Below are 23,633 nucleotides of genomic sequence, written 5' to 3'. Positions count from 1 at the left end.
ACCCGCCCCCGGCAACTGGTCATGGACCCAAGCCGGGTGCGCGGCGCTAATGACGGGCAGGCCGCCCGTCGCTATATCACGAGACGAGTAGCCAAGAAGAGAGACGCGAACATGATCCGGCGCAACAAATTGTGGGACGACCTGTCGGTCGGTGACAGTGCCAGCCTGAAACGGCAGTGCACGGCGAATGACCTTTATGTCTTCGCCCATGCTTCGGGCAACCTGAACCCGCTGCACCTGCCCAATGACGAACATGACAATCACGAGGCGGTGGCGCCCTCGATGTGGGTCGGTTCGCTGTTCAGCTCGGTGATCGGCAATTCGCTGCCCGGGCCGGGGTCGCTCTATCGTTCGCAGACGCTGGAGTTCATGGGCCGCGCGCGCATTGGCGACGAGCTGACCGTGACCGTGACCGTGGCCGAGAAACTGCCCGACCAGATGGTGCGCCTGGACACGCAGATCACCAATGACCGGGGGCGCGTGCTCTGCGCCGGGGTGGCCGAGGTGCAGACCCCGACCTCCCGCGTGGCGATCGAGGTGGAAGAGGGCGACATCCCTGAGGTGCTGATCACCCGCCACGCCCATTTCGATCGGATCCTGGAAGAGGTCGAGGGGCTGGAGCCGATCCCCACCGCCGTGATCGCGCCCGAGGAGCCCGATGCGCTGGGTGGCGCTCTGCTGGCCGCGCAGCACGGGATCATCAAGCCGATCCTGATCGGTTCGCGCAAGCTGATCGAAGAATGTGCCGAGGAAACAGGCGATAACCTCTCGGGCATTGAAATCATTGACGAACCGCGCCACGACAAGGCCGCCGCCGCCGGTGTCGCCATGGCCCGCGCGGGGCAGGTGGGCGCGTTGATGAAGGGGCATCTGCACACCTCTGACCTGCTGTCGGCGATCCTGAAGAAGGGCGAAGGGCTGCGCACCGGGCGCCGCCTGAGCCACGCTTTCATCATGGATGTGCCGGGGCTGGACCACCTGCTGGTCGTCACCGACGCGGCCGTCAACATCGCGCCCACGCTGATGGACAAGGTGGATATCTGCCAGAACTCCATCGACCTGTGTCTGGCGCTGGGCATGGATCAGCCGAAGGTCGGTGTATTGTCGGCGGTCGAAACCGTGAACCCGGCGATCCAGTCCACGCTGGACGCCGCCGCCCTGTCGAAGATGGCCGACCGCGGCCAGATCAAGGGCGGGCTGGTCGACGGCCCCCTGGCGATGGACAACGCGATGGACGTGAACGCCGCGCGCACCAAGGGCATTACCTCGCTGGTCGCGGGCCGGGCCGAAGTGCTGCTGGCCCCGAACCTCGAAGCTGGCAACATGCTGGCAAAGGAGCTGACGTTTGTGGCCCATGCCGAGGCCGGCGGGCTGGTCCTGGGCGCGCGCGTGCCGGTGATCGTGACATCCCGCGCGGATGGCGAAAAGGCGCGGCTCGCGTCCTGCGCCGTCGCCGCGCTCTATTCGCAATGGCTGCTGCGCAACGGCCGTGGAGGACACTGAGACATGACCCATGTGCTGACCCTGAACTCGGGGTCTTCCTCGATCAAATTCGCGCTTTATGCCAATGGCGGCACGCCGGTGGAAGAGCTGCGCGGCCAAGTCGAAGGGCTGGGTGCCACGCCGCGCTTTGCCCTGAAGACGCAGGACGGCACCAGGGAAGAACGCGAGTTGAGCGCCGAGGAAGGCGCCGACCACGGCGCCGCGCTTCAGGTCATCCTGGCCCGGTTGGAGGCTTTGCGCCCCGACGCGCAGGTCACCGCCATCGGCCACCGTGTGGTGCATGGCGGGCCGGACCACTCCGCGCCCATCGTGATGGATGACGCGGTCATTGCCGACCTTGAAGGGCTGGTGCTGCTGGCCCCCCTGCATCAACCCGCGAACCTCGCGGGCATCCACGCCGCCCGCGCGGCCTTTCCCAGCGCCGTACAGGTCGCCTGTTTCGACACAGCCTTCCACCGTGCCCAAACCTGGGAAGCCGACACCTACGCCCTGCCCAAGGCGCTTTATGACGAGGGCATTCGGCGGTATGGTTTCCACGGGCTCAGCTACGAATATGTCTCCGGCCGCCTGACCGAGATTGCGCCGGAATTGGCCAACGGTCGGGTGATCATCGCCCACCTGGGCAACGGTGCCTCGATGTGCGCGGTGCATGACGGGCACGGGGTCGGCAGCTCGATGGGTTTTACCGCGCTCGACGGTCTGCCCATGGGCACGCGCTGTGGCCAGCTGGACCCGGGCGTGGTGCTTTACCTGATGGCCGAGAAGGGCATGTCCGCGGAAGAAATCGAAACGCTTCTGTATCGTGAAAGCGGGCTCAAGGGGCTCTCCGGGCTCAGCCATGACATGCGCACCTTGGAACAGGCGGATACCGAGGACGCGCGGCGCGCCATTTCCTACTTCGTGCACCGTATCAAGCGCGAGCTGGGCGGGCAGGTGGCTCTGCTGGGTGGGCTCGACGCGCTGGTCTTCTGCGGTGGCATTGGCGAGAACGCGACAGCCGTGCGCGCTGGGGTCTGCGAGGGGCTCGACTGGGCCGGGATCGCCATTGATCCGGCGGCCAATGAGGAAGGCCGCCGTGAGCTGACCGCCCCCGGTGCAGCCACCCGCGTCTTCGTCATTCGCACCGACGAAGAACAGATGATCGCCCGCCATACGGTGGCGCTTTTGACCGGATAGATTCTGCGAAAATTTCACGACCCGGGTTCGGGTTGAACGATCCAGACCGAGTCGCACCCGAATGCGCAAGATTGTTAGCGTCGCAATCAGAGCGATATTTTACCAGATAGTTTGCACGTGCTTCACAACTATCAATATGAATTTATTGGTGAAATGGTGTTAATGAAAATTCTTTTTACAGAAAAAATGAAGGATAGTTAAACGAATTTACAAGAAATCTGTTGTTCCGCACGGGGATGTGAACCTATTTTCGGCCTCGGAGGGGGAGTTCTGTCGCGACAGGGCCTTCCCCCGGGCGTGCCACGCACGTCAGAGGAGGATACTTTAGGAGGACCCCGAATGTCGTCGGATGCTACCACCGGTGCGACTTACGCCCCGTCGGACGAGATCGTTGCCAACGCCCATGTGAATGCCGAGCGTTACGAGGAAATGTACGCGGCTTCGATTGCCGACCCCGAAGGGTTCTGGGCCGAACACGGCAAGCGGATTGATTGGATCCGTCCGTTTACCCGGGTGAAGGATGTGAACTACAACTTCCCTGACGTGTCGATCAACTGGTTTGCCGATGGCACGCTGAACGTATCAGCCAACTGTGTCGACCGTCACCTGGCGACGCGCGGCGACCAGACCGCGATCATCTGGGAACCGGACAGCCCCGAGGATGAAGCGCAGCATATCACCTACCGCCAGCTGCACGCCGAAGTCTGCAAGATGGCCAATATCCTGACGGATCAGGGTGTGACCAAGGGCGACCGTGTGGTGCTCTATCTGCCGATGATCCCGGAAGCCGCCTATGCCATGCTGGCCTGTGCGCGCATCGGTGCGATCCACTCGATCGTCTTTGCCGGTTTCTCGCCGGATGCGCTCGCCGCCCGGATCAACGGCTCCGAGGCCAAGATGGTGATCACTGCGGACTTCGCCCCGCGCGGCGGCCGTCAGACCCCGCTGAAATCCAACGCCGACGAGGCGCTGAAACACGTCACCCACGCCTGCAAGTCGCTGGTCGTGCGCCGCGCCGGCGCGGACGTGGCCTGGAACGACGCCGTTGACGTGGATTACAACGCGCTGCGCGAAGGTGCCTCCGCCGAATTCGCGCCGGTTGAAATGAGCGCAGAAGATCCGCTCTTCATCCTCTATACCTCCGGCTCGACCGGCCAGCCCAAGGGGGTCGTCCACACCTCCGGCGGCTACCTGGTCTATGCTTCGATGACGCATGAGATCACCTTCGATTACCACGACGGGGACATCTTCTGGTGCACCGCCGACGTGGGCTGGGTCACCGGCCACAGCTATATCGTCTACGGCCCGCTGGCCAATGGCGCGACCACGCTGATGTTCGAAGGCGTGCCGACCTACCCGGATGCGGGCCGGTTCTGGGACGTTTGCGAAAAGCACAAGGTGAACCAGTTCTACACCGCGCCGACCGCGATCCGCGCGCTGATGGGCAAGGGCACCGAGTTCATCGAGGGCAAGGACCTGTCCGCCCTGAAGGTGCTGGGCACGGTCGGCGAGCCGATCAACCCCGAAGCCTGGAACTGGTACAACGAAAACGTCGGCAAAGGGAACTGCCCCATCGTCGACACCTGGTGGCAGACCGAGACCGGCGGTCACATGATGACCCCGCTGCCGGGCGCCCATGCAACCAAGCCCGGCGCGGCGATGAAACCCTTCTTCGGCGTGAAACCGGTGGTCCTGGACCCGACCTCGGGTGATCTGATCGAGGGCAATGGCGTCGAGGGTGTTCTGTGCATCGCCGACAGCTGGCCCGGTCAGATGCGCACCGTCTGGGGCGATCACGAGCGCTTCCAGAAGACCTATTTCAACGACTACCACGGCTATTACTTCGCCGGTGACGGCTGCCGCCGCGACGAGGATGGCGATTACTGGATCACCGGACGCGTCGATGACGTGATCAACGTGTCCGGCCACCGCATGGGCACCGCCGAGGTGGAAAGCGCCCTGGTGGCGCACGCCAAGGTCGCCGAGGCCGCCGTTGTGGGTTACCCGCATGACGTGAAGGGGCAGGGCATCTACTGCTACGTCACCCTGATGAACGATGTGGAACCGACCGACGAGCTGAAAGTCGAGCTGCGCAACTGGGTGCGCACCGAAATCGGCCCGATCGCCAGCCCGGACCTGATCCAGTGGTCGCCCGGCCTGCCCAAGACCCGTTCGGGCAAGATCATGCGCCGCATCCTGCGCAAGATCGCCGAGGATGACTTCGGCGCGCTGGGCGACACTTCGACCCTGGCCGAACCCGGCGTGGTGGACGAGCTGATCGAAAACCGCATGAACCGGAAGGACGCGTAAGATGGACGGAGCAAACACCGCCACCGCCGCCCCCGTCCTGATCCTGCTGGGCCCGCCGGGTGCGGGCAAGGGCACCCAGGCGCGCATGCTGGAAGAAAAGTTCGGCCTGGTCCAGCTGTCCACCGGCGATCTGCTGCGCGCCGCCGTGGCCGCGGGCACGGAAGCCGGGCTTGCGGCCAAGGCCGTGATGGAAGCGGGCGCGCTGGTCTCGGACGAGATCGTGATCAACATCCTGCGTGACCGTCTGGCCGAGGACGACTGCGCCAAGGGTGTGATCCTGGACGGTTTCCCGCGCACCACGGTGCAGGCCGAGGCCCTGGACACGCTGCTGGCCGAGAGCGGCCAGAAGATCAACGCCGCGATCAGCCTCGAAGTGGACGACGCCGCGATGGTGACGCGTATCTCGGGCCGCTACACCTGCGGCTCCTGCGGCGAAGGCTATCACGACAGCTTCAAGCAGCCTGCCGTCGAAGGCACCTGCGACAAATGCGGCGGCACGGAGATGAAACGCCGTGCCGACGACAACGCCGAAACCGTGGGCAGCCGCCTTGAGGCCTACCACGCGGAGACGGCACCGCTCATTACCTATTACGAAGGCAAGGGCGCTCTGCAGAAGATCGATGCCATGGGCGCGATCGAGGAGATTGCAGAAGGACTGAGCGCGATCGTCACCCAGGCGACCGCGTAAGGGTAGGAGAGGCGGGGGCCCGGCCCCCGCCATAATCGAAAGAGTGGGAGGGGACACATGTCCGACAACTCATCCAACAATGCGTATTGGTCCGCAAACCTGCGCATCATTGTGATCAGCCTGGTGATCTGGGCGCTGGTCTCGTTCGGGTTCGGCATTCTGCTGCGCCCGATGCTGAGCGGAATCTCGGTCGGTGGATCCGATCTGGGCTTCTGGTTCGCTCAACAGGGGTCGATCCTCGTCTTCTTGGCGCTGATCTTCTTCTATGCGTTCCGCATGAACAAGCTCGACCGTGAACACGGCGTTGAAGAAGAATAAGGACGGGACAGAGGGACAATGGATCAGTTTATTCTCAACTGGATCTTTATCGGTGCGAGCTTCGCGCTCTACATCGGTATCGCCGTCTGGGCCCGCGCGGGTTCGACGTCTGAATTCTATGCCGCTGGCCGGGGTGTGCACCCCGTCGTGAACGGCATGGCAACCGGCGCCGACTGGATGTCGGCCGCCTCGTTCATCTCGATGGCCGGTCTGATCGCCTTCACGGGCTATGACAACTCGACCTTCCTGATGGGCTGGACCGGCGGCTACGTGCTGCTGGCGCTGATGCTTGCGCCCTACCTGCGCAAGTTCGGCAAGTTCACCGTGTCGGAATTCATCGGTGACCGCTTCTACTCGTCGACCGCCCGCATGGTGGCGGTTATCTGCCTGATCGTGGCCTCGACCACCTACGTGATCGGCCAGATGACCGGCGTTGGCGTGGCCTTCGGTCGCTTCCTGGAAGTGGACAACACCACCGGCCTGCTGATCGGCGCCTGTGTCGTGTTCGCCTACGCCGTGTTTGGCGGCATGAAGGGCGTGACCTACACCCAGGTGGCTCAGTACTGCGTGCTGATCATCGCCTACACCATCCCGGCGATCTTCATCTCGTTCCAGCTGACCGGCAACCCGATCCCGGCCCTGGGCCTGTTCGGCGACCACGCTGCCTCCGGCGAGCCGCTGCTGGCCAAACTGGACCAGATCGTGACCGAGCTGGGCTTCAACGCCTACACTACGCACCACGCGGACACGCTGAACATGGTGCTGTTCACCCTGTCGCTGATGATCGGTACCGCCGGTCTGCCGCACGTGATCATGCGCTTCTTCACCGTTCCCACCGTGTCCTCGGCCCGTTGGTCGGCCGGTTGGACCCTGGTGTTCATCGCCCTGCTGTACCTGACCGCTCCGGCCGTTGGTGCCATGGCGCGTCTGAACATCTCGGAAATGATGTGGCCGAACGGGTCTGCTGGCGAACCGGTTTCCGTCGAACTGATGGAAAGCGATCCCAAGTACGACTGGATGGCGACCTGGCAGAAGACCGGTCTTCTGAACTGGGAAGACAAGAACGGCGACGGCAAGATTGCCTACTTCAACCAGGAGAACAAAGACAAGGTTGCCGAGATGGAAGCGGCTGGCTGGGGCTCGGAAAACGAGCTGGTCAAGTTCAACCGCGACATCCTGGTGCTGGCCAACCCGGAAATCGCCAACCTGCCGGGTTGGGTGATCGCCCTGGTGGCTGCCGGTGGTCTGGCTGCTGCGCTGTCGACCGCTGCCGGTCTGCTGCTGGCGATTTCCTCGGCGGTGTCGCATGACCTTCTGAAAGGTCAGCTGACCCCGAACATGACCGAGAAAGGCGAACTGATGTCCGCCCGTATCGCCATGGCCGTCGCGATTGTCATCGCCACCTACCTGGGTCTGAACCCGCCGGGCTTCGCCGCCCAGACGGTTGCCCTGGCCTTCGGTCTGGCTGCTGCCTCGATCTTCCCGGCGCTGATGATGGGGATCTTCTCGACCCGCATCAACAACTCGGGTGCCGTGGCTGGCATGATCGCGGGTATCACCGTGACCCTGATCTACATCTTCCTGCACAAGGGCTGGTTCTTCATTCCGGGCACCGCTCTGTATGGCGATGACAACCCGCTGCTGGGCACGATCAAGTCGACCTCCTTCGGTGCCGTGGGTGCTGCGATCAACTTCATCGTCGCCTATGTGGTGTCGGGCATGACCAAGGCGACTCCGAAAGAGATCGTCCAGCTGGTCGAATCGGTCCGCGTCCCGCGTGGTGCTGGTGCCGCCGCTGCGGATCACTAAGATGTGTGGGGCGGGTGGCCCTGCGGCCCTCCGCCCTCTTTTCATCCTGTCCCGTCCGGTGCACACCGGGCGGGACATTTCTTTTCCCGAGAGGCCATTGCCGCCATGCCCCTGACCCACGAGCAGATCCTGCGTTTCCTGTCTTCGGTGCATCCATATGATACGATGCCCGCCGAGGCCGTTGCCGCCATCGAACCGGCCTTCGAGGCCCGCGCGGTGGCCGCCGGTGACATGGTCTACAAGCTGGGGCAACCGCTGGATGGGCTGTTCATCATCTACGATGGTGAGGTGGAGGTGACCGACGAAAACGACGTCGTGGTCAGCCACCTGGGCCTGCGCAACACCTTCGGCGAACGCGGGCTCATGCGCGAGGGGCTGTCGGTCACCGCCGCCCGTGCCGTGACCGACACCACGCTTCTGATGTTGCCCGCCGCGGGCTTTCACAAGCTGATCGCCGAACAGGAGATCGCTGCCCGTTTCTTCGACCGTTCGCGCGGCGACAAGCCGGTGAAGGCCGACTTGGCCACCACCCAGGTGGATACGCTGATGGCCGCCAACCCGGTGACCTGCGTGGCCACGGACACGGTGCAGGACGCCGCCCGGCTGATGCGCGACAAGCGCGTCTCGTCGCTTTGTGTCACGGCTGGTGACAAGCTGTCGGGCATTCTCACCACGCGCGACCTGTCGGGCAAGGTGCTGGCCGAGGCGTTGCCGATTTCCACCCCCGTGGCCGAGGTCATGACCGCGAACCCGATCACGCTTGCCCCCAGCGCCATTGGCTCGGACGTGCTGCACGCGATGATGGAGCGCAAGATTGGCCATATCCCCATCGTCGAAAGCGGCAAGCTGGTGGGCATCGTCACCCAGACCGACCTGACCCGCTTCCAGGCCGTCAGCTCCGCCGAGCTGGTGAGCGAGATCGCCCATGCAGACACCGCCGAGGAGATGGCCAAGGTCACCGCCCGCATCCCGCAACTGCTGGTGCAGCTCGTCGCCGGTGGTCGCCCGCATCAGGTCGTCACCCGCCTGATCACCGACATTGCCGACACCGCCACGCGACGCCTGCTGATGCTGGGTGAAGAGAAGCTGGGCCCGCCGCCGGTGCCCTATCTGTGGCTTGCCTGCGGCTCGCAGGGCCGCCAGGAACAGACTGGCGTTTCCGACCAGGACAATTGTCTGATCCTGGATGACGCCGTCAGCGATGCCGACCGGACCGGTTATTTCGCCCAACTCGCCAAGTTCGTCTGCGACGGGCTCGACACCTGCGGCTATGTCTATTGCCCCGGCGATATGATGGCGACCAATACCAAATGGTGCCAGCCGCTCGCCACCTGGCGCGGCTATTTCGAAAGCTGGGTGAACAAGCCGGTGCCCGAGGCGCAGATGCTGGCCTCGGTCATGTTCGATCTGCGCCCCATCGGCGGGCACGTGGGCCTGTTTGAGGACCTACAGGACCAAACGCTCGCGATGGCCTCGAAGAACTCGATCTTCGTGGCGCATATGGTGTCGAACAGCCTGAAACACACGCCGCCGCTGGGATTGCTGCGCGGCTTTGCCACGATCCGCTCAGGCGAGCACAAGAACCAGCTCGACATGAAACACAACGGCGTGGTGCCGGTGGTCGATCTGGGCCGAGTCTATGCGCTGCAAGGGCGCTTGGGCGAGGTCAACACCCGCGCCCGGCTCGAGGCCGCGATGCACGCGGGTGTCCTGTCGGGCGGTGGCGGGCAGGACCTGCTGGACGCCTATGACCTGATCGCCGAGACGCGCCTCGAACACCAGGCCGCCCAGGTCAAAGCGGGCAGCGCACCGGACAATTACCTGACCCCCTCGGACCTGTCCGAGTTCGACCGCAGCCACCTGCGCGACGCTTTCGTGGTCATCAAGTCGATGCAATCGGCGATCGGCCACGGGCGGGGCATGTTGGGATAAGACAAGACCCCGTGCCGGGAGGCGCGGGGCGCAGGGAGGAAAGCCATGTTCTATGAAATCGTTGCCACGCTGGTGGCGGGTGTTGCCGGGGCCGGTATCGCGATGATGCTGAACAAGCTGACCGGCGGGCGGCTGCCGCGCTGGATCGTGCCCTTCGGCGTGGCCGCGGGCATGCTGGCCACCACGATTGCCAATGAGTACGCCTGGTTCGGGCGCACCATGGCGAACCTGCCGGACGAGATTGTGGTGATCTCGCAACAGGAGAACACCAGCTTCTACCGCCCCTGGATCCATGTGAAACCCTTCGTGGAACAGTTCGTCGCCGTTGATGGCGCGTCCCTGCGCACCCATCCCGACCACCCCGAGCTGCGCATGGTCAACCTCATGCGCCTGGGACGCTGGGCCACGCCCAGCCAGCGCGCGGTGATGGTGGATTGCGCGGGCGGGCGCCGCGCGCCCATCGCGGGCCCGGCCGAGATCGGCACCGAAGGCTGGCTGGACCGGCTGGGCTGGTTCGACGCGCCCGAGGATGACCCGGTCGTCTCCACCACCTGCGCGTTAAAGGTGAACCCATGAGCCTTGCCACCAAACTGTCCCTGCGCCTGCGCATCTTTCTGTTCTTCGTCCTGCTGGCTGTTGGCGGGATCGCCGTGGTCATGATCGCGATCTGGCTGGGTTACCAGCGCGCGGCGGAAGGGGATGCGGTCAACGGGTTTGCTTTCGCCGCCATGCTGGCGGGCTTCGGCCTTCTGGCCCTGTCGACCACCATCTGGTTCCTGTTCGATGAAAACGTCGCGAAGCCCATCGAACGGCTTGCCGTGTCGCTGCGCTCCCGCGCGGCGGCCGGGGCAGGCGGCATGGACACCCATTCTGCCCGCTACCTGGGCGATCTGGTCCATGCGGCAGAGGCCGTTTCCGTGCAGTTGGAACAATCAACGATGGACCAGGCCAATATCGTTGCGGCCGAAACCGCGCGGCTGGCCAATGACCAGGCTCGCCTGACCGCGCTTCTGTCCGAGATCCCGGTCGCCATGGTGCTGATCAACCCGGCGCACCAGATCGTGCTCTATGACAGCCAGGCGGCGGGGCTTCTGAACCAGGTCTGCACCGCGCGGCTGAATGCGTCCATTTTCGACTACTTCCAGGAAGGCCCCTTCCTGGCCGCCTATAACAAGATGATGAAGACGGGGCTGGAGCAGAGCTTTACCGATCTTTCGGCCGCCAACGGGCTGGAGTTCGACGCCCGCCTGAAACCGCTGGAGGCCGGGCAGGGCTATCTGCTGATCATCGATGATGCGCATTCCATGATGGACGCCGACGCCGCGCGGCCCGTGGTGTTCGACTTCGGTCTGATGGAGGAGCAGGTCAGCGGCAGTATCTGGGACCGGCCCCTGTCCGAGCTGACCTTCGTCGTTTTCGACACGGAAACCACCGGGCTTTTGCCGCATAAGGACGAGATCGTGCAGATCGGCGCGGTGCGGGTTCTGAAGGGCCAGATCGTGCCCGGCGAGGTGCTGGACACGCTGGTCGATCCCGGCATGAAAATCCCGCCCGCTTCGACCAAGGTGCACGGGATCAGTGACATTATGGTGGCCGACGCGCCGCTGATCGCCGAGGCCGGCAAGCGCATGCACAATTTCTCGCGCGGGGCTGTGCTGGTGGCCCATAACGCGCCCTTTGACATGGCGTTCCTGCGCCGCCACGCGGATGACATGGGGGTCGATTGGGATCACCCGATCCTCGACACCGTATTGCTGTCCGCCGTGCTTTACGGCACCACCGAGGTGCACACACTGGATGCGCTGTGCGAACGGCTGGACGTGGTCATCCCGGAGAAACTGCGCCACACCGCCCTGGGCGATGCCCAGGCCACCGCCGAGGTGCTGGTCAAGATGCTTGCCATGCTGGAATCGCGCGGCATCCTGACCCTGCACCAGGCCGTGGACGAGGCGAAGAAGCACAAGCGGCTGCTGAGCGACCTGAACTAGAGCGTTAGAGCTCGATATCCGCCAGAACCTGCGCGAAGGACGCGCCGTGCATGTCCCGGTCTGCCCCGGTGCCCTGGATCTGCGGGCGGGGCAGGCTGAACTTGACCACGTTCAGCTCGGCCATGTCGAAGCGTTTCAACTGCTCTGGCGCGACCCGAAACCGCGCGGCGACGTCGCCCGTATCCAGCCCGTCACGCACCCGCGTGAAGGCCTCGGGCGTGCCGCAGAAGATATCCACGGTCAGCCAGAAGGGCCCGGCGTTCTTCGACCGGATCTTCTGCACGATATCCTTCAGCGCCGTCATGGCCCCACCTCCTCGACCGACAGGCGGAAGGCCTGCATCGGGTCGTCCAGGGTCAGCACATGGTGCAGGCAGAACTCGTGCACCAGCCCGCGCGGCATTTCGGGCGGCGAGAAGGGAAAGGCGAAGGTTGGCATTTCTTCCTGTTCCGTCAACGGATGGTGCAGAAGGTAAGGGTTCAGCATCTTGGCAATCTCGCGCGCCAGCGCCTCGGTGGGGGCGGTGACCACGCCCATGACGGCCACCTCGCTGCCCTTCGCGGGCGCGGGGTCGAGTGCACCCAAGGTGGCGTCGTGCCCGATCACGCGCAGCTCCAGGGTAAAACCGTCGCCCACCCGCGCGCGGGCCTTTTCACTGCATTTCGCATGGATGTCGGCGCACCAGGCGTCGATGTTCTCGACATAACGCGGATCACGCACCAGCACCAGCGAGACAACCTGGTATCCCGCCGCCCGCGCCCCTTCGAGCTTGACCGTGTAGCGGTCTGACGGCACCCAGCGCGAGCCGGTCACCCGCACCCGGCGCACATCCAGTGCTTCGTAAGAGGTGCCCGTCACATCCAGATGCCCACCGGGTTCATGCAGGATGTAGGGGTCCGAATTCTCGTAGAGCATATGGGCGGAGACCGTGTGCGGCGTCGCCCGCGCCTCCGCCCCCATCGGGGTCATGGTGAAGCCGCCCTCGTCGAACTCCAACAGGATCGTGCCCGAATTCGGACTGGTCGTCGCCAGCGCGCCGCATTCGCCCACCTTGGCCCCGTGCCAGGCCGCCCCCGCGTCGCAGCCGTGCATCAGGGGCAGAGCGGCGATGACCGCCGTGTCCGTGGTGCGGCCCGCGATGATGATATCGGCGCCGGTGTTCAGGGCTGCCTGGATCTGCTCGGCCCCGGCGAGGGCCACGATATTGGTGCAGGTCGGGAAGGTGGCCGCGTCCACCTCCGGCGCGCCGGGCAGGGGGGTGATGCGCCCGGCCTCGAAGGCCGAGGCCATGGCCGCTCCACCTTGACCGGATTTCAGCACCGCAACTTTCAGCGCCTCGCCCCGCTCGGTGGCGATCTCGCGGGTAATATCGACCATCCAGTCCACCGCTCTGTCCGCCCCGCAGGTGCCCGCGGTGCCGATCAGCAAGGGCACGCCCGCCTCGGCCCGTGCCGCCATCAGTTCGGCCCATTCCGCCTTGACCGACCCGCGCGAGTATTTCGACGTGCCGGTGCCCAGGTAATGGGGCCCACTGTCCGTGGACCCCCCGTCGATGGCGATGATATCGGGTTTGTGAGTGATCCCCCGGGCGAGCGCGTCGCGGTCGTAACCGAGACCCAGCGCGCCCGAGGGAATGAGGACTTTGACCATCAGTCTGTAATCCTTTGTGGTTTCTGCAGCACGCCGCGCAGGAACATCGGCGCGACGAAGCCCGCGATGGCCACGGCCCAGAGCGTAATGGCGATGCCCGAGCTGAACAGGTAGGTCCAGTCGCCGCCCGACAGCACCATGGCGCGGCGCAGGCTGTCCTCCATATGACCGCCCAACAGGATGCCAAGGATGATCGGCACGGTGGGCACGTCAAGCTTGCGCAACACCCAGCCCAGTACGCCGAAGGCGACCATCAGCAGCAGGTCAAAGTAGCTGCCCGACAGCGAATAGATGCCCACGAAGCTGACCATGGTCACGCCGGGCAGCAGCACCCAGGGCGGTACCGACAGGATTTTCACGAAGATCTTGACCATCGGCACGTTCATCAGAAGCAGCACGAAGTTGGCAATGAGCAGGCTGGCGATCAGGCCCCAGACGACCTCGGGCCGTTCGGTGAACAGCGTCGGGCCGGGCGTGATGTTCAGCGTCATCAGCAGGGCTAGAAGGACCGCCGTTGTACCCGATCCGGGCACGCCCAGGGTCAGCATCGGCACCAGCGCGCCACCGGCGGCGGCGTTGTTGCCAGCCTCTGGCGCGGCCACGCCCTTGGCGACACCGGTGCCGAACTTGCCTTCCTCACCGGCGATGGATTTCTCCGACATATAGGCCAGGAAGCTGCCTAGCGAGGCCCCCGCGCCGGGCAGGACGCCCGCGATGAACCCTACCAGCGAGGCGCGCAGCTGGACCCACTTGGTGGACCAGATTTCACGCACGGGGATCGTCACTTTCTCCAGCTTCACCCCGATCGAGGTGTTCTTGCCGTGGCTTTCGATGAAGAAGAAGACCTCGGCAATGGCAAAGAGTCCGACGATGGCGACCAGGAAGTCGATCCCGTCAAACAGGTGCAGGTTGCCCCCGGTCAGGCGCGGAATGCCGGAGTTGTTGTCGACGCCGATCATGGCGATGCCCAGGCCGATGCAGGACGCAATCGCCGCCTTCGCCTGGTTGTTCGAGGCGATGCCGCCGAGCGTCGCGAAGGCCAGCAGGTAAAGCGCGAAATATTCGGCGGGGCCGAACTTGAACGCCACCTGCGCCAGCATGGGGGCCAGCAGCATCAGGCCAATGGTCGACAGGAAGGCCCCGGTGAAGGACGCCACGCCCGAGATCACCAGCGCATCGCCCGCGCGGCCCGCCTTGGCCATGGGATAGCCGTCCAGCGTGGTCATCAGCGCCGGTTCGTCGCCGGGGATATTGAGCAGGATCGAACTGATCCGCCCGCCATACATGGCGCCGTAATAGACGGCTGTCATCAGGACCAGCGCGCTGGTGGCGTCGAGGCCAAGGGTAAAGGTCAGCGGGATCAGGATGGCCACGCCGTTCGACGGGCCAAGCCCCGGCAGCGCGCCGATGATCGTGCCGATGAAACAGCCGAAGACGGCCAGCATCAGCGTGTAGGGTGACAGCGCGATCGAAAAGCCGGTCGCGAGATTAGCAAGCAGGTCCATGGGATCCCCCTCAGCCGTGGAAGACGGCCGGCAGAGCGACAAGGCCGAGGCCGAGCGCGAATTTGAAGATGAAGAACAACCCAACCGACAGGCCGATCCCGGCCAGCGCGGCGGCCATCGGGCGCGGGCTGATCTGGTAGCTCAGGATCGCGGCGGTCACGGCAGTAGGCAGGATGAAGCCCAGCGGTTTCAGCGCATAGGCATAGCCGACCAGCACCACGACGGCGACAAGCAGGGCGCCCAGGGTGGCCAGCGCGGGCCATTCGGGGTCCTCGTCCGGTTTCAGGGCGACAAGGATGCCGCAGAGCGCGGCGACGGAGCCCACGAGGATCGGGAAGGTGCGGGGGCCGACCGGGTCGGCCAGGAAGCTGGTCTGGATCTGCGTGGCGCTGGCAACATAAGCCAGCGCCACCAGGGTCACGACCGCTCCGAAGATGCGGTCCGACGCCATTACTGGATCACCCCGATCTCTTTCGACAGGGTGCGGATTTCGGCCACGACCTCATCGACGTAGGACTGGAAGTCACCGCCCACCTTGGTGAAGGGGGCCAGACCGTTGGCGGCCATCGCCTCGGCCCATTCGTCGCTGTCGGCAACCTGCTGCAGGCGCTCGGCCCACATGTTGAACGTGTCGTCGCTCACATCCTTGGGGATGTAGAGGCCACGCCAGTTCACCGCGACCACGTCGATGCCCTGTTCCTTGGCGGTCGGGATGTCGTCAAATCCCGGCACGCGTTCCTCGGTCAGAACCGCCAGGGCGCGCACGTCGCCTGATTTCAGGAAGCCGACGATCTCGGACATGTCGCCAGACATGGCGGCGGTAAAGCCGCCGACGGTCTGGGTGATCGCATCCGCGCCGCCATCGACGCCGATGTATTTCACCGCTGTCACGTCGGTCACACCCGCCCGTTGCAGCACCATCAGCGGTTTCAGGTGGTCGAAACCGCCCACCGCCGAGCCACCGGCAAAGGCCAGTTCGCCCGGGTTGGCCTTGATCGCCTCCACCAGGTCGTTCAGCGACTGATAGGGGCTGTCGGCAGCCACGACGATCACGCCCGGGTCCGCGCCGATTGCGCCCACGAACCGCACCTGGTCGGCGGTCATGCCGGCATAGGCATCCTGCGCCAGGCGGGTCGAGGTCGCCGAGCTGGCGGCGACGATCAGGTCCGCGTCATCGCCGCGTTCGGTGACCACATGGGTAAAGGCCAGGCCGCCGCCTGCGCCTGCCATGTTGGTGACCTGCACCGGTTTGTCCACAGCGCCGATGTCGAACATGATCTTGCCGATCTGACGGCAGGTGAAGTCCCAGCCACCGCCGGGGTTGGCGGGCGCAATGCATTCGGCGGCGTATGCGCCGCCTGCCGACAGGCCCAGAACGGCACTGGTCATCAGCGCCTTGAAAAGACGTTTGGTCATGGTTTCCTCCCATTGATGGCGGTTACATCCGCCCGTTTGACACGGCGAGATCCGCCGCTCATGCTCTAGCCAAACGCCCCAACCTGACATCAACCTGACACGCGTTCAGGTGGAGGATGTGCGGGGCGCGGGAAGGGAAGGCGATGCGATTTCTGCTGATCGAGGATAATGAAAGCCTGGCCGCCGCGGTGGTCGAACGGCTGCAGCTCGATGGTCACGCGGTGGACCATACCGTGACGTTGGACGCTGCCGAGGGGTTCATGGATGTCGCCTCTTACGATTTGATATTGTTGGATATTATGCTGCCCGATGGCGACGGGAGAGATTTTCTGGAGCGTCACCGACAGGCCGCGGAACGCACGCCGGTGATTGTGATCACAGCGCGCTCGGCGGTATCGGATCGGGTCGGTCTTCTGGACCTCGGCGCGGATGATTACATCACCAAACCCTTCGACTTTTCCGAGCTCGAAGCGCGCTGTCGGGCGGTGATGCGGCGTCAGGGCGGGGCGGCTGACAACCGCAAATCCTTCGCCAATGCCACGCTTGATTCGACGGCCGGAGAGTTGCGATTCGCGGGCCGCCAGGTGCCGCTGCGCAACCGTGAATTGCGCCTTTTGGAGGTCTTCTTCAACGCCCCCGGCCAGGTCTTTTCCAAGGCGCATCTGGTGGATCGGTTGTTTTCCCTGTCCGACGAGGCCAGCGAGAATGCGATCGAGGTCTATGTTGGTCGCCTGCGAAAACGGCTCGAAGGGTCTGATGCGCGGATCGAAACCGTGCGCGGGTTGGGCTACCGGATGGTCGCGGCGTGAGCCCTCTGGGCTCCATTCGCGGGCGTCTGTTCCTGCAACTGGCGGGGGTCGCGGCGCTCCTGTCGCTGGCCTTCTTCCTGGTGGTGCGCGGGGTGGCCGAAAGCGCGGCCGAGGGCACGCAGGACGATATCCTCGCCGCCTCTGCCACCGCCATTGCCGACAGCCTGCGCAGCGAGGACGAGGGGGTCACGCTGGACATTCCCTATTCCGCCCTGTCGATGCTGGGCACGGTGGGCGAGGACCGGGTATTCTACCGCGTGACCGTCGCGGGCACGACGCTCACCGGCTATGATGACCTGCCGGAGGCTGCGCGTGATGACGTGCCCGAAGGCGCGCTGTTCCTGACCCGCGATTATCGCGGTGACGAGGTGCGCATCGTCTCCGTAACCCGCCAGGTGGGGTCGGTGGCGGACCGGGCCGAGGTCGTGGTGACCGTGGCCCAGACCCGCCAGGCCCTGGCCGCCACCTCGCGCCGCATCACCACCACCGCGATGGGGGTTGGCGTGGGCTTCTTCCTTCTGGCCACTGCGCTCAGCCTCTGGGCGGCCAGCTCGGCGCTGGCTCCGATCTCGCGCCTCACCGGGTCCGTCACCCGCCGCGGCCCCAAGGACCTGCGTCCCGTGGTGGCCGACACCCCCGCCGAATTGGTGCCCTTGGTCGAGGCCTTGAACGGCTTCATGTCCCGCCTGCGCGCGTCCTTGTCGCGGACCGAGGACTTCATCTCCGAGGCCGCCCATCGCGTGCGTACACCACTTGCCACCGTGCGCGCCCAGGCCGAGGTTACCCACCGCAAGCTCAACAAGCCCGAACATAAGCAGGCCATTCGCGAGATGATTCGCGCGATCGACGAAAGCTCGCGCTCGGCCGGGCAGATGCTGGATCACGCCATGGTCACCTTCCGCGCCGACAGCCTGGCGCGGGATGACTTGGACCTGGGTGTGCTGATGGCTGAAACTTGCGACCGCCTCGCCCCCACCGCCGAGCTGCGCGACATCGCCATTCAGCTGGATACTCCCGATGATCCGGTGCCGTTCCAGGGCGACGGTATCCTGCTCCAGGCGGCGCTGTTGAACGTGCTGGACAACGCGATCAAGTATTCGCCCGAGGACAGTGACATTGTTGCTACGCTCACCACCGGTAACGAGCTGCGCCTGACGATTGCGGATCGTGGCCGCGGCTTCGGCGATATGGACCTGGCGCGGCTGACCGGGCGCCATGTGCGCGGCGGGAACGTGGGCAATATCGTCGGCTCCGGTCTGGGGCTGACCATCGCCGATGACGTGGCGCGCGCCCATGGCGGGCGGCTGGAGATCGGCAACAACAGGGAAGGGGAGGGCGCATGCGTCTCGCTGGTCTTGCCGCGCTGATCCTGGGGCTCTGCGCGCGCGCCGCGCTGGGGTTCGAGGTGGAGGAACAGGTGCTGTACCAGGCGCCCGAGGAACGCGTCGTGTTGCGTGTCATCTCCACCGCCGACCGTGCGGCCTTCGAGCCGATCCTCCTGGGCTTTCAGGCGGAACATCCCGGCATCACGGTGGATTACACGATCACCAGCACCTCGGAACTGATGCGCGCCATAGCTGATGAGGGCGCGCAGTTCGACCTCGCCATTTCCTCGGCAATGGACCTACAGACCAAGCTGGCCAATGACGGCTTCGCCATGACCTACACGGATGCCGAAACCGAAGGCCTGCCCGGCTGGGCCACCTGGCGCGACCAGATCTTCGCCTTTACCCAGGAACCCGCCGTGCTGGTCGTGTCCGAGGCCGACTTTCCCCCCGGCACACCGGTGCCTCGCAATCGCGACGAGCTGATTTCGCTCTTGCGCGACAATGCCGACCGGTTCATGGGGCGCGTCGGCACCTATGACGTGCGTCGGTCAGGGTTCGGTTACCTCATGGCCACCCAGGACAGCCGCAACAGCGAAGCCTTCTGGCGGCTGATGGAGGTCATGGGCCGCCTTGATGCGCGGCTCTATTGCTGTTCGGGCGACATGATCCGCGATGTGGCCAGCGGCGACCTGGCCCTGGCCTATAACGTGCTGGGCAGTTACGCGCGGTCACAACAGGAGGCTGTGCCGGGTTTTCGCATCGTCGAGATGGAGGACTACCTGTCCGTCATGCTGCGCACTGCGTTGATCCCGGTCAATGCCGAGGAGCCGGAAGCTGCCCGCGCCCTTGTCGATTTTCTGCTACAACTGCGCAAGCGTCCGGACCTGGTGGTTGCGTCGGGCCTGCCTTCGATAGACGCGCAGATCCCAAGGGCAAACGCCGCCCTGCGTCCGATCCGCTTTGGCCCCGGGCTGCTGGTCTTCCTCGACCAGCTCCGACGCGAAAACTTCCTGCGCAGCTGGGAAAGCTCCTTGGTGCAGAACTAGGTCGCCCCGTGGCCTGCGCTGGCTGCCTGGGCTTCGACGGCAAAGGGTGCGCACGATGATCTTGGAGTTCATTTGACCGGCCCCATCCGGCGTGACATGCAGGAAGTTGCGCCCGAGATCACGCCATTCACATCGCCCACGGCGGGCCCGGTGAAATAACCGTTCATGCGCAGCCCCTCCTCGGGGATCGGCACCAGGCCACCGAAGATTGCGACGACCTCGATGCCATAGTTTTCGGCCCTGTTCAGGCGACCTTCGCCGGAATAGACCGACTGCGCCGCCGGGTTTGCTTGCAGATGTTCCAGCGTGGAGGGGAAGTTGGCGTGGTCCATGGTGCTGATATCGGGGTCGGCGAAGGGCGCCTCCGCCTCGGATTTATGGATGGCGGGCCTTGCGGCACCGCCCGGCGCAGCCGGATCTCGGTCCGCTTCTCGCCCCCTTTGCAGCGCATCCGGAAGAAACCCAGGTTCTCGGCCCGTGCCGCCGACCGGTATTCGTAGAACAGGCCAGGGGTCAGGATCGCGACAGTCATGAATCAATGATCCAATGATCCAATGATCCGCCCGGCAGCGCGGCCGTTAAAGTGCGTTTGACACGGCCTGACATCGCCCCCGTGCCCATCCGATCCTCATGTTGCTTGATGAAGCTTGGCTCCAATGCTTCCCAAAGCGAAGCGCCTCGTGTGATGAGCGGCAACTCTGCATCTTTGGCGGAGAAGGTGATGCACGGGCTGTCCGAGAGGGTCGGGCTCATTCCCAGATAGTCGAGACAGGCGGCATCCAGCAGGCATTGCCCGGGCAGGGTCGCGACAACTGGGGTTGCCGACGAACCGGAAAAGGTCCGCGCGCAGTCGGTGATGTACAACAATTCGAACAGGCCCATGCTTGGCGTCATCGACAGGCCGGGCTCGGATGGGTCCAGCGACAGGCTCAACTGCTCGTTTGTGCGCGTGAGGTCATGTTGAACGGCCCGATGAGTGGCTTGAAGTCGGGCAGGCGTGCCAGCCCCAGGAGAAGGCGAAAGCAGCGGGGAGGAAAGGCCCGTGTGAATAGGCCATGGCCAAGTCCATCTCGACCCCGGGGCGGTTTGCCTCGGTGGCCATTGCCTCCCATATGGTGAAGAACCTCTCGGCATCGACCTTCAACTCTTCGCCGTCGGCGAGGGTGGCGGACAGGCCAGCGCGACGTCGCACCCGTTCGGGAGAGGTGTCGAGGATGACGACAGTCTGCTTCAGGATGGGGCCGAGCGCGTATCGCATGGGCATGGCCGTCCTCCGGGTCGAAGATGATCGCCATTTGTGCGTCAAACAGGCCCACCCTTTCCATAGGATCGCCGCGCTTTGACATGATGCGCCAGTAATTTGGCGCGATATGCTAGTACACCCGACCTGCTTCTTTCAGTACGCTCATTGCAACAGCGAACAGGGAGGCAGCTTAATGCGACTGACTGTGAATGGAACCGAACATGAAGTGGATGTCGAACCCGACATGCCGCTGCTTTGGGTGTTGCGCGATGAGCTGAACATAACCGGCCCCAAATACGGATGCGGCATCGCGCAATGCGGCGCCTGCACCGTGCATGTGGATGGTATGGCCGTGCGTTCCTGCCAGTTGGCCGTGGGGGACCTGGCCGGGGGCGAGGTCACCACGATCGAAGGGCTGGGCCAACCGGAGAGCCTTCATGCGGTGCAGGAGGCCTGGGTCGAAAACCAGGTCGCACAATGTGGGTATTGCCAGGCGGGCCAGATCATGCAGGCGGCCGCTCTGCTCGATCTGAACCCGGAACCTACCGATGATGATATCGACGCGGCGATGTCCGGCAACCTGTGCCGCTGTGGCACCTATCCCCGCATTCGCGCTGCGGTGAAAGCCGCCGCTCTCAAGCTGCAGGAGGCGTGATCCATGCCCAGTATCGGAAAAATTGCCCGCCGCACCTTCCTGATCGGCTCCGCCGCGGTTGCGGGCGGCGTCGCCTTTGGCGTCTATGCTGCACGCCAGCCCTTTGACAATCCCAACCTCGATGATCTTCCCGAAGGATCCGCCAGCTTCAACCCCTGGGTCATCATTGACAGTGACAAGATCACGCTGATCGCCACCCATGCCGACAAGGGGCAGGGCATCTTCTCGGCCCAGGCCGCGTTGATTGCCGAAGAACTGGACGTGGACCTCGACCAGGTCGAGATCAGCTTCGGCGTGCCCGACAAGGCCTATTACAACGGGGCCGCCATGGACGCGATGGCGGGTTTCCCGATGTATGACGTCAGCCCGACCGCCGAGCGTGTGCGTGGTTTCCTGGGCGGCGTGGTCAAGCTGGCGCTGCCGATGATGGCCACCGGCGGGTCGTCGGCCATCCCCGACACCTATGACAAGCTGCGCAAGGCGGGTGCAACCGCGCGCGAGACGCTGAAACTTGCCGCCTCTCAGCAGACCGGCGTTCCGGTGGATCAGCTCAAGACCGAACGTGGTGCCGTGATCCTGCCCGATGGCACGGAACTGGCCTACACCGCGCTGGCCGGGCTCGCGGCGGCGATCGAACCCGTTACCGAGGTTCCGCTGCGCGACAGCAAGGATTGGAAAATCGTCGGCAAGCCGATGGAACGGGTCGATATGGTGCAGAAATCCACCGGGACCCTGAACTACGGCATAGATTTCCGCACCGAGGGTATGCTGCATGCCACCATCAAGGTGAACCCGCGTCAGGGCGGGGCGATGAAGGGCTATGACGCCTCGGCCGCCGAAACCATGCCCGGCGTCAAGAAGATCCTTGAGATCACCGGTGGTGTCGCGGTTGTCGCCGACAACACCTGGCGCGCGATCCAGGCCGCCAACGCCATTGAATTCGACTGGGACGAGGCGCCCTATCCCGCCGAGCAGGACCAGCATTGGGAGGTGCTTTCGAATATCTTCGATGACGAGCACCTGAACTCCGAAGCCCGTGTCGAGGGCGATGTCGAGGCCGCCGAGGGCGAAAAGGTGACTGGTGAATATCGGTCGCCCTACCTGGCCCACGCGCCGCTTGAGCCGCTGAATGCCACCATCCTCGTGACGGACAATCGCGTTGACATCTGGACCGGCCACCAGATCCAGATGTTCGTGGAACAGGTCGTCGCGGGGATCACAGGTGTCGACCAGGAGAACGTACACCTGCACAACATGTTCATCGGCGGCAGCTTTGGCCACCGGTTGGAGTTCGACTTCATCAGACAGGCCGCCGAGATCGCCAATCAGATGCGCGGCACGCCGGTGCAGATGACCTATTCGCGAGAAGAGGATTTCGCCCACGACTTCCCGCGCCACATCACCATGGGGCGCGGTGTGGCCAAGCATATGGACGGTAAGGTCACATCGCTGGATGTCCAGATCGCCGGGCAATCGGTGATACGCTCGCAGATGAGCCGGATGGGCCTGAGCCTGCCGGGACCGGACAGCCAGCTGCATGAGGGCGCCTGGGATGCGCCCATGTTCAACCTGCCGAACCTGCGGGTCCGGTCCTACCTGACCGAGGAACTGGCGCCCGTGTCCTCCTGGCGCGCGGTGGGCGCCGGGCCGAACGTGTTCATCTACGAAACCCTGCTGGACGAAGCGATTCACGCCGCCGGGGCCGACCCGCTGGAAGAGCGCATTCGCCTGATGGGCCATGACGTGTCGGTCAAGGTGCTGGAAGCGGTGGGCGAGATGTGTTCGTGGAACGGCCATGATCTTGGGGACAACCGTGGCCGTGGTGTCGCCTATGGCTTCTCCTTTGGCGTGGCCGTGGCAACCGTTGTCGAGGTGACGCGCACGGACGCGGGTATCAAGCTGGATCATGTCTGGATGGCCGCCGATGTGGGCAAGGTCATCGACCCGGTGAACCTGGAAAACCTCGCGCAGGGTGGCACCGTGTTCGGGCTTGGCCACGCGATCAACTGCGAGATCACCTATGCGGACGGCATGGCCGAGCAGACCAACTACCATGCCCATGAAGGCATGCGCATGTGGCAATGCCCGCCGATCGAGTTCCGGGCGCTTGAGAACAACCCCAAGATCCGCGGATTTGGCGAGCCTCCGATCCCGCCCTCGGCCCCGGCCCTTGGCAATGCGATCTTTGCCGCGACCGGACAGCGCATCCGCGAGATGCCGTTCAACAAGCACATCACCTTCGTTTGAGGAGCGCCAC

At 64.5% G+C, this 23,633-nt stretch carries 22 protein-coding genes; 14 read left to right on the top strand and 8 right to left on the bottom strand.

Annotated elements, in window-relative coordinates; translation table 11 throughout:
* Window positions 1-111 precede the first annotated feature (111 nt).
* The 9 genes from ACO07D_RS01230 (at window position 112) to ACO07D_RS01190 (ending at window position 11,724) form a co-directional block, all read left to right on the top strand.
* On the top strand, window positions 112-1,503 hold the full coding sequence (locus tag ACO07D_RS01230) for a bifunctional enoyl-CoA hydratase/phosphate acetyltransferase (protein ID WP_421701109.1): 1,392 nt from the start codon (window positions 112-114) through the stop codon (window positions 1,501-1,503).
* A gap of 3 nt (window positions 1,504-1,506) precedes the next feature.
* Window positions 1,507-2,679 (top strand): acetate/propionate family kinase, encoded by a 1,173-nt coding sequence (locus ACO07D_RS01225; RefSeq protein ID WP_421701108.1) that lies wholly within the window; start codon window positions 1,507-1,509, stop codon window positions 2,677-2,679.
* A gap of 339 nt (window positions 2,680-3,018) precedes the next feature.
* Window positions 3,019-4,989 (top strand): acetate--CoA ligase, encoded by a 1,971-nt coding sequence (gene acs / locus ACO07D_RS01220; RefSeq protein WP_421701106.1) that lies wholly within the window; start codon window positions 3,019-3,021, stop codon window positions 4,987-4,989.
* A gap of 1 nt (window position 4,990) precedes the next feature.
* Window positions 4,991-5,677 carry an adenylate kinase gene (locus tag ACO07D_RS01215; RefSeq protein ID WP_421701105.1) on the top strand — a complete coding sequence of 229 codons (687 nt, stop codon included), beginning with the start codon at window positions 4,991-4,993 and terminating at the stop codon, window positions 5,675-5,677.
* A 57-nt stretch (window positions 5,678-5,734) separates the two neighbouring features.
* Complete coding sequence (locus tag ACO07D_RS01210) at window positions 5,735-5,995, top strand: DUF4212 domain-containing protein (RefSeq protein WP_421701104.1); 261 nt, start codon at window positions 5,735-5,737, stop codon at window positions 5,993-5,995.
* Window positions 5,996-6,013: 18 nt separating this feature from the next.
* Window positions 6,014-7,804 (top strand): sodium:solute symporter family protein, encoded by a 1,791-nt coding sequence (locus ACO07D_RS01205; protein WP_421701103.1) that lies wholly within the window; start codon window positions 6,014-6,016, stop codon window positions 7,802-7,804.
* Between the two features lie 105 nt (window positions 7,805-7,909).
* Window positions 7,910-9,736 carry a DUF294 nucleotidyltransferase-like domain-containing protein gene (locus ACO07D_RS01200; protein WP_421701101.1) on the top strand — a complete coding sequence of 609 codons (1,827 nt, stop codon included), beginning with the start codon at window positions 7,910-7,912 and terminating at the stop codon, window positions 9,734-9,736.
* A 45-nt stretch (window positions 9,737-9,781) separates the two neighbouring features.
* On the top strand, window positions 9,782-10,312 hold the full coding sequence (locus ACO07D_RS01195; protein WP_421701100.1) for a hypothetical protein: 531 nt from the start codon (window positions 9,782-9,784) through the stop codon (window positions 10,310-10,312).
* Window positions 10,309-11,724 (top strand): exonuclease domain-containing protein, encoded by a 1,416-nt coding sequence (locus ACO07D_RS01190; protein WP_421701099.1) that lies wholly within the window; start codon window positions 10,309-10,311, stop codon window positions 11,722-11,724. Before ACO07D_RS01195 ends, ACO07D_RS01190 begins: the two co-directional genes overlap by 4 nt.
* A gap of 4 nt (window positions 11,725-11,728) precedes the next feature.
* On the opposite strand, the gene ACO07D_RS01185 is transcribed toward ACO07D_RS01190, so the two are convergent.
* From ACO07D_RS01185 to ACO07D_RS01165, 5 genes are read right to left on the bottom strand one after another with little or no spacing between them, the layout of a single operon-like run.
* Window positions 11,729-12,028, bottom strand: a complete 300-nt coding sequence (locus ACO07D_RS01185) for a DUF4387 family protein (protein WP_421701098.1) — start codon at window positions 12,026-12,028, stop codon at window positions 11,729-11,731.
* Window positions 12,025-13,374 (bottom strand): acyclic terpene utilization AtuA family protein, encoded by a 1,350-nt coding sequence (locus tag ACO07D_RS01180; protein WP_421701097.1) that lies wholly within the window; start codon window positions 13,372-13,374, stop codon window positions 12,025-12,027. Before ACO07D_RS01180 ends, ACO07D_RS01185 begins: the two co-directional genes overlap by 4 nt.
* Window positions 13,374-14,879, bottom strand: a complete 1,506-nt coding sequence (locus tag ACO07D_RS01175) for a tripartite tricarboxylate transporter permease (protein WP_421701096.1) — start codon at window positions 14,877-14,879, stop codon at window positions 13,374-13,376. The genes ACO07D_RS01180 and ACO07D_RS01175 overlap by 1 nt, the downstream gene beginning before the upstream one ends.
* 10 nt (window positions 14,880-14,889) lie before the next feature.
* Entirely contained in the window at window positions 14,890-15,330 is a 441-nt protein-coding gene (locus ACO07D_RS01170; protein WP_421701095.1) for a tripartite tricarboxylate transporter TctB family protein, read from the bottom strand.
* Entirely contained in the window at window positions 15,330-16,295 is a 966-nt protein-coding gene (locus ACO07D_RS01165) for a Bug family tripartite tricarboxylate transporter substrate binding protein (protein ID WP_421701094.1), read from the bottom strand. The genes ACO07D_RS01170 and ACO07D_RS01165 overlap by 1 nt, the downstream gene beginning before the upstream one ends.
* 143 nt (window positions 16,296-16,438) lie before the next feature.
* On the opposite strand from ACO07D_RS01165, the gene ACO07D_RS01160 reads away from it, so the two are divergent.
* The 3 genes from ACO07D_RS01160 to ACO07D_RS01150 are packed head-to-tail and all read left to right on the top strand — an operon-like array spanning window position 16,439 to window position 19,478.
* Window positions 16,439-17,104, top strand: coding sequence for a response regulator transcription factor (locus ACO07D_RS01160; RefSeq protein ID WP_421701093.1), 666 nt, complete (start codon window positions 16,439-16,441; stop codon window positions 17,102-17,104).
* Entirely contained in the window at window positions 17,101-18,471 is a 1,371-nt protein-coding gene (locus ACO07D_RS01155) for a sensor histidine kinase N-terminal domain-containing protein (protein WP_421701091.1), read from the top strand. The genes ACO07D_RS01160 and ACO07D_RS01155 overlap by 4 nt, the downstream gene beginning before the upstream one ends.
* Entirely contained in the window at window positions 18,444-19,478 is a 1,035-nt protein-coding gene (locus ACO07D_RS01150; protein WP_421701090.1) for an ABC transporter substrate-binding protein, read from the top strand. Before ACO07D_RS01155 ends, ACO07D_RS01150 begins: the two co-directional genes overlap by 28 nt.
* Before the next feature lie 68 nt (window positions 19,479-19,546).
* Here ACO07D_RS01150 and ACO07D_RS01145 read toward each other — a convergent pair whose 3' ends face one another.
* From ACO07D_RS01145 to ACO07D_RS01135, 3 genes are all read right to left on the bottom strand, one after another.
* The gene (locus ACO07D_RS01145; protein WP_421701089.1) at window positions 19,547-19,810 is read right to left on the bottom strand and encodes a hypothetical protein; all 264 of its coding nucleotides are present in this window, start codon (window positions 19,808-19,810) and stop codon (window positions 19,547-19,549) included.
* A 196-nt stretch (window positions 19,811-20,006) separates the two neighbouring features.
* Window positions 20,007-20,411, bottom strand: a complete 405-nt coding sequence (locus ACO07D_RS01140) for a hypothetical protein (protein WP_421701088.1) — start codon at window positions 20,409-20,411, stop codon at window positions 20,007-20,009.
* A gap of 22 nt (window positions 20,412-20,433) precedes the next feature.
* A complete protein-coding gene (locus ACO07D_RS01135; RefSeq protein ID WP_421701087.1) occupies window positions 20,434-20,742 on the bottom strand; it encodes a hypothetical protein in 309 nt (102 codons plus the stop codon).
* Between the two features lie 172 nt (window positions 20,743-20,914).
* Between ACO07D_RS01135 and ACO07D_RS01130 the strand changes: the two genes are divergently transcribed.
* Window positions 20,915-21,376 (top strand): (2Fe-2S)-binding protein, encoded by a 462-nt coding sequence (locus ACO07D_RS01130; RefSeq protein WP_421701086.1) that lies wholly within the window; start codon window positions 20,915-20,917, stop codon window positions 21,374-21,376.
* Window positions 21,377-21,379: 3 nt separating this feature from the next.
* Entirely contained in the window at window positions 21,380-23,623 is a 2,244-nt protein-coding gene (locus tag ACO07D_RS01125) for a molybdopterin cofactor-binding domain-containing protein (RefSeq protein WP_421701085.1), read from the top strand.
* The last annotated feature ends 10 nt before the right edge of the window (window positions 23,624-23,633 follow it).

It is taken from the genome of Aliiroseovarius sp. (assembly GCF_965228805.1).
Taxonomy (GTDB): domain Bacteria; phylum Pseudomonadota; class Alphaproteobacteria; order Rhodobacterales; family Rhodobacteraceae; genus JASBTN01.
Note: the sequence above shows the minus strand (reverse complement) of the source record. Positions and strands in the feature narration are given on the sequence as shown.

Excerpts from the sequence above, each read along its gene's own strand:
- ACO07D_RS01185 (WP_421701098.1), bottom strand. The coding sequence starts at position 12,028 with ATGACGGCGCTGAAGGATATCGTGCAGAAGATCCGGTCGAAGAACGCC.
- ACO07D_RS01230 (WP_421701109.1), top strand. The coding sequence starts at position 112 with ATGATCCGGCGCAACAAATTGTGGGACGACCTGTCGGTCGGTGACAGT.
- ACO07D_RS01170 (WP_421701095.1), bottom strand. The coding sequence starts at position 15,330 with ATGGCGTCGGACCGCATCTTCGGAGCGGTCGTGACCCTGGTGGCGCTG.
- ACO07D_RS01125 (WP_421701085.1), top strand. The coding sequence starts at position 21,380 with ATGCCCAGTATCGGAAAAATTGCCCGCCGCACCTTCCTGATCGGCTCC.
- ACO07D_RS01225 (WP_421701108.1), top strand. The coding sequence starts at position 1,507 with ATGACCCATGTGCTGACCCTGAACTCGGGGTCTTCCTCGATCAAATTC.
- ACO07D_RS01205 (WP_421701103.1), top strand. The coding sequence starts at position 6,014 with ATGGATCAGTTTATTCTCAACTGGATCTTTATCGGTGCGAGCTTCGCG.
- ACO07D_RS01200 (WP_421701101.1), top strand. The coding sequence starts at position 7,910 with ATGCCCCTGACCCACGAGCAGATCCTGCGTTTCCTGTCTTCGGTGCAT.
- ACO07D_RS01215 (WP_421701105.1), top strand. The coding sequence starts at position 4,991 with ATGGACGGAGCAAACACCGCCACCGCCGCCCCCGTCCTGATCCTGCTG.
- ACO07D_RS01190 (WP_421701099.1), top strand. The coding sequence starts at position 10,309 with ATGAGCCTTGCCACCAAACTGTCCCTGCGCCTGCGCATCTTTCTGTTC.
- ACO07D_RS01165 (WP_421701094.1), bottom strand. The coding sequence starts at position 16,295 with ATGACCAAACGTCTTTTCAAGGCGCTGATGACCAGTGCCGTTCTGGGC.
- ACO07D_RS01160 (WP_421701093.1), top strand. The coding sequence starts at position 16,439 with ATGCGATTTCTGCTGATCGAGGATAATGAAAGCCTGGCCGCCGCGGTG.
- ACO07D_RS01135 (WP_421701087.1), bottom strand. The coding sequence starts at position 20,742 with ATGCCCATGCGATACGCGCTCGGCCCCATCCTGAAGCAGACTGTCGTC.
- ACO07D_RS01150 (WP_421701090.1), top strand. The coding sequence starts at position 18,444 with ATGCGTCTCGCTGGTCTTGCCGCGCTGATCCTGGGGCTCTGCGCGCGC.
- acs (WP_421701106.1), top strand. The coding sequence starts at position 3,019 with ATGTCGTCGGATGCTACCACCGGTGCGACTTACGCCCCGTCGGACGAG.
- ACO07D_RS01130 (WP_421701086.1), top strand. The coding sequence starts at position 20,915 with ATGCGACTGACTGTGAATGGAACCGAACATGAAGTGGATGTCGAACCC.
- ACO07D_RS01210 (WP_421701104.1), top strand. The coding sequence starts at position 5,735 with ATGTCCGACAACTCATCCAACAATGCGTATTGGTCCGCAAACCTGCGC.
- ACO07D_RS01145 (WP_421701089.1), bottom strand. The coding sequence starts at position 19,810 with ATGGACCACGCCAACTTCCCCTCCACGCTGGAACATCTGCAAGCAAAC.
- ACO07D_RS01180 (WP_421701097.1), bottom strand. The coding sequence starts at position 13,374 with ATGGTCAAAGTCCTCATTCCCTCGGGCGCGCTGGGTCTCGGTTACGAC.
- ACO07D_RS01195 (WP_421701100.1), top strand. The coding sequence starts at position 9,782 with ATGTTCTATGAAATCGTTGCCACGCTGGTGGCGGGTGTTGCCGGGGCC.
- ACO07D_RS01175 (WP_421701096.1), bottom strand. The coding sequence starts at position 14,879 with ATGGACCTGCTTGCTAATCTCGCGACCGGCTTTTCGATCGCGCTGTCA.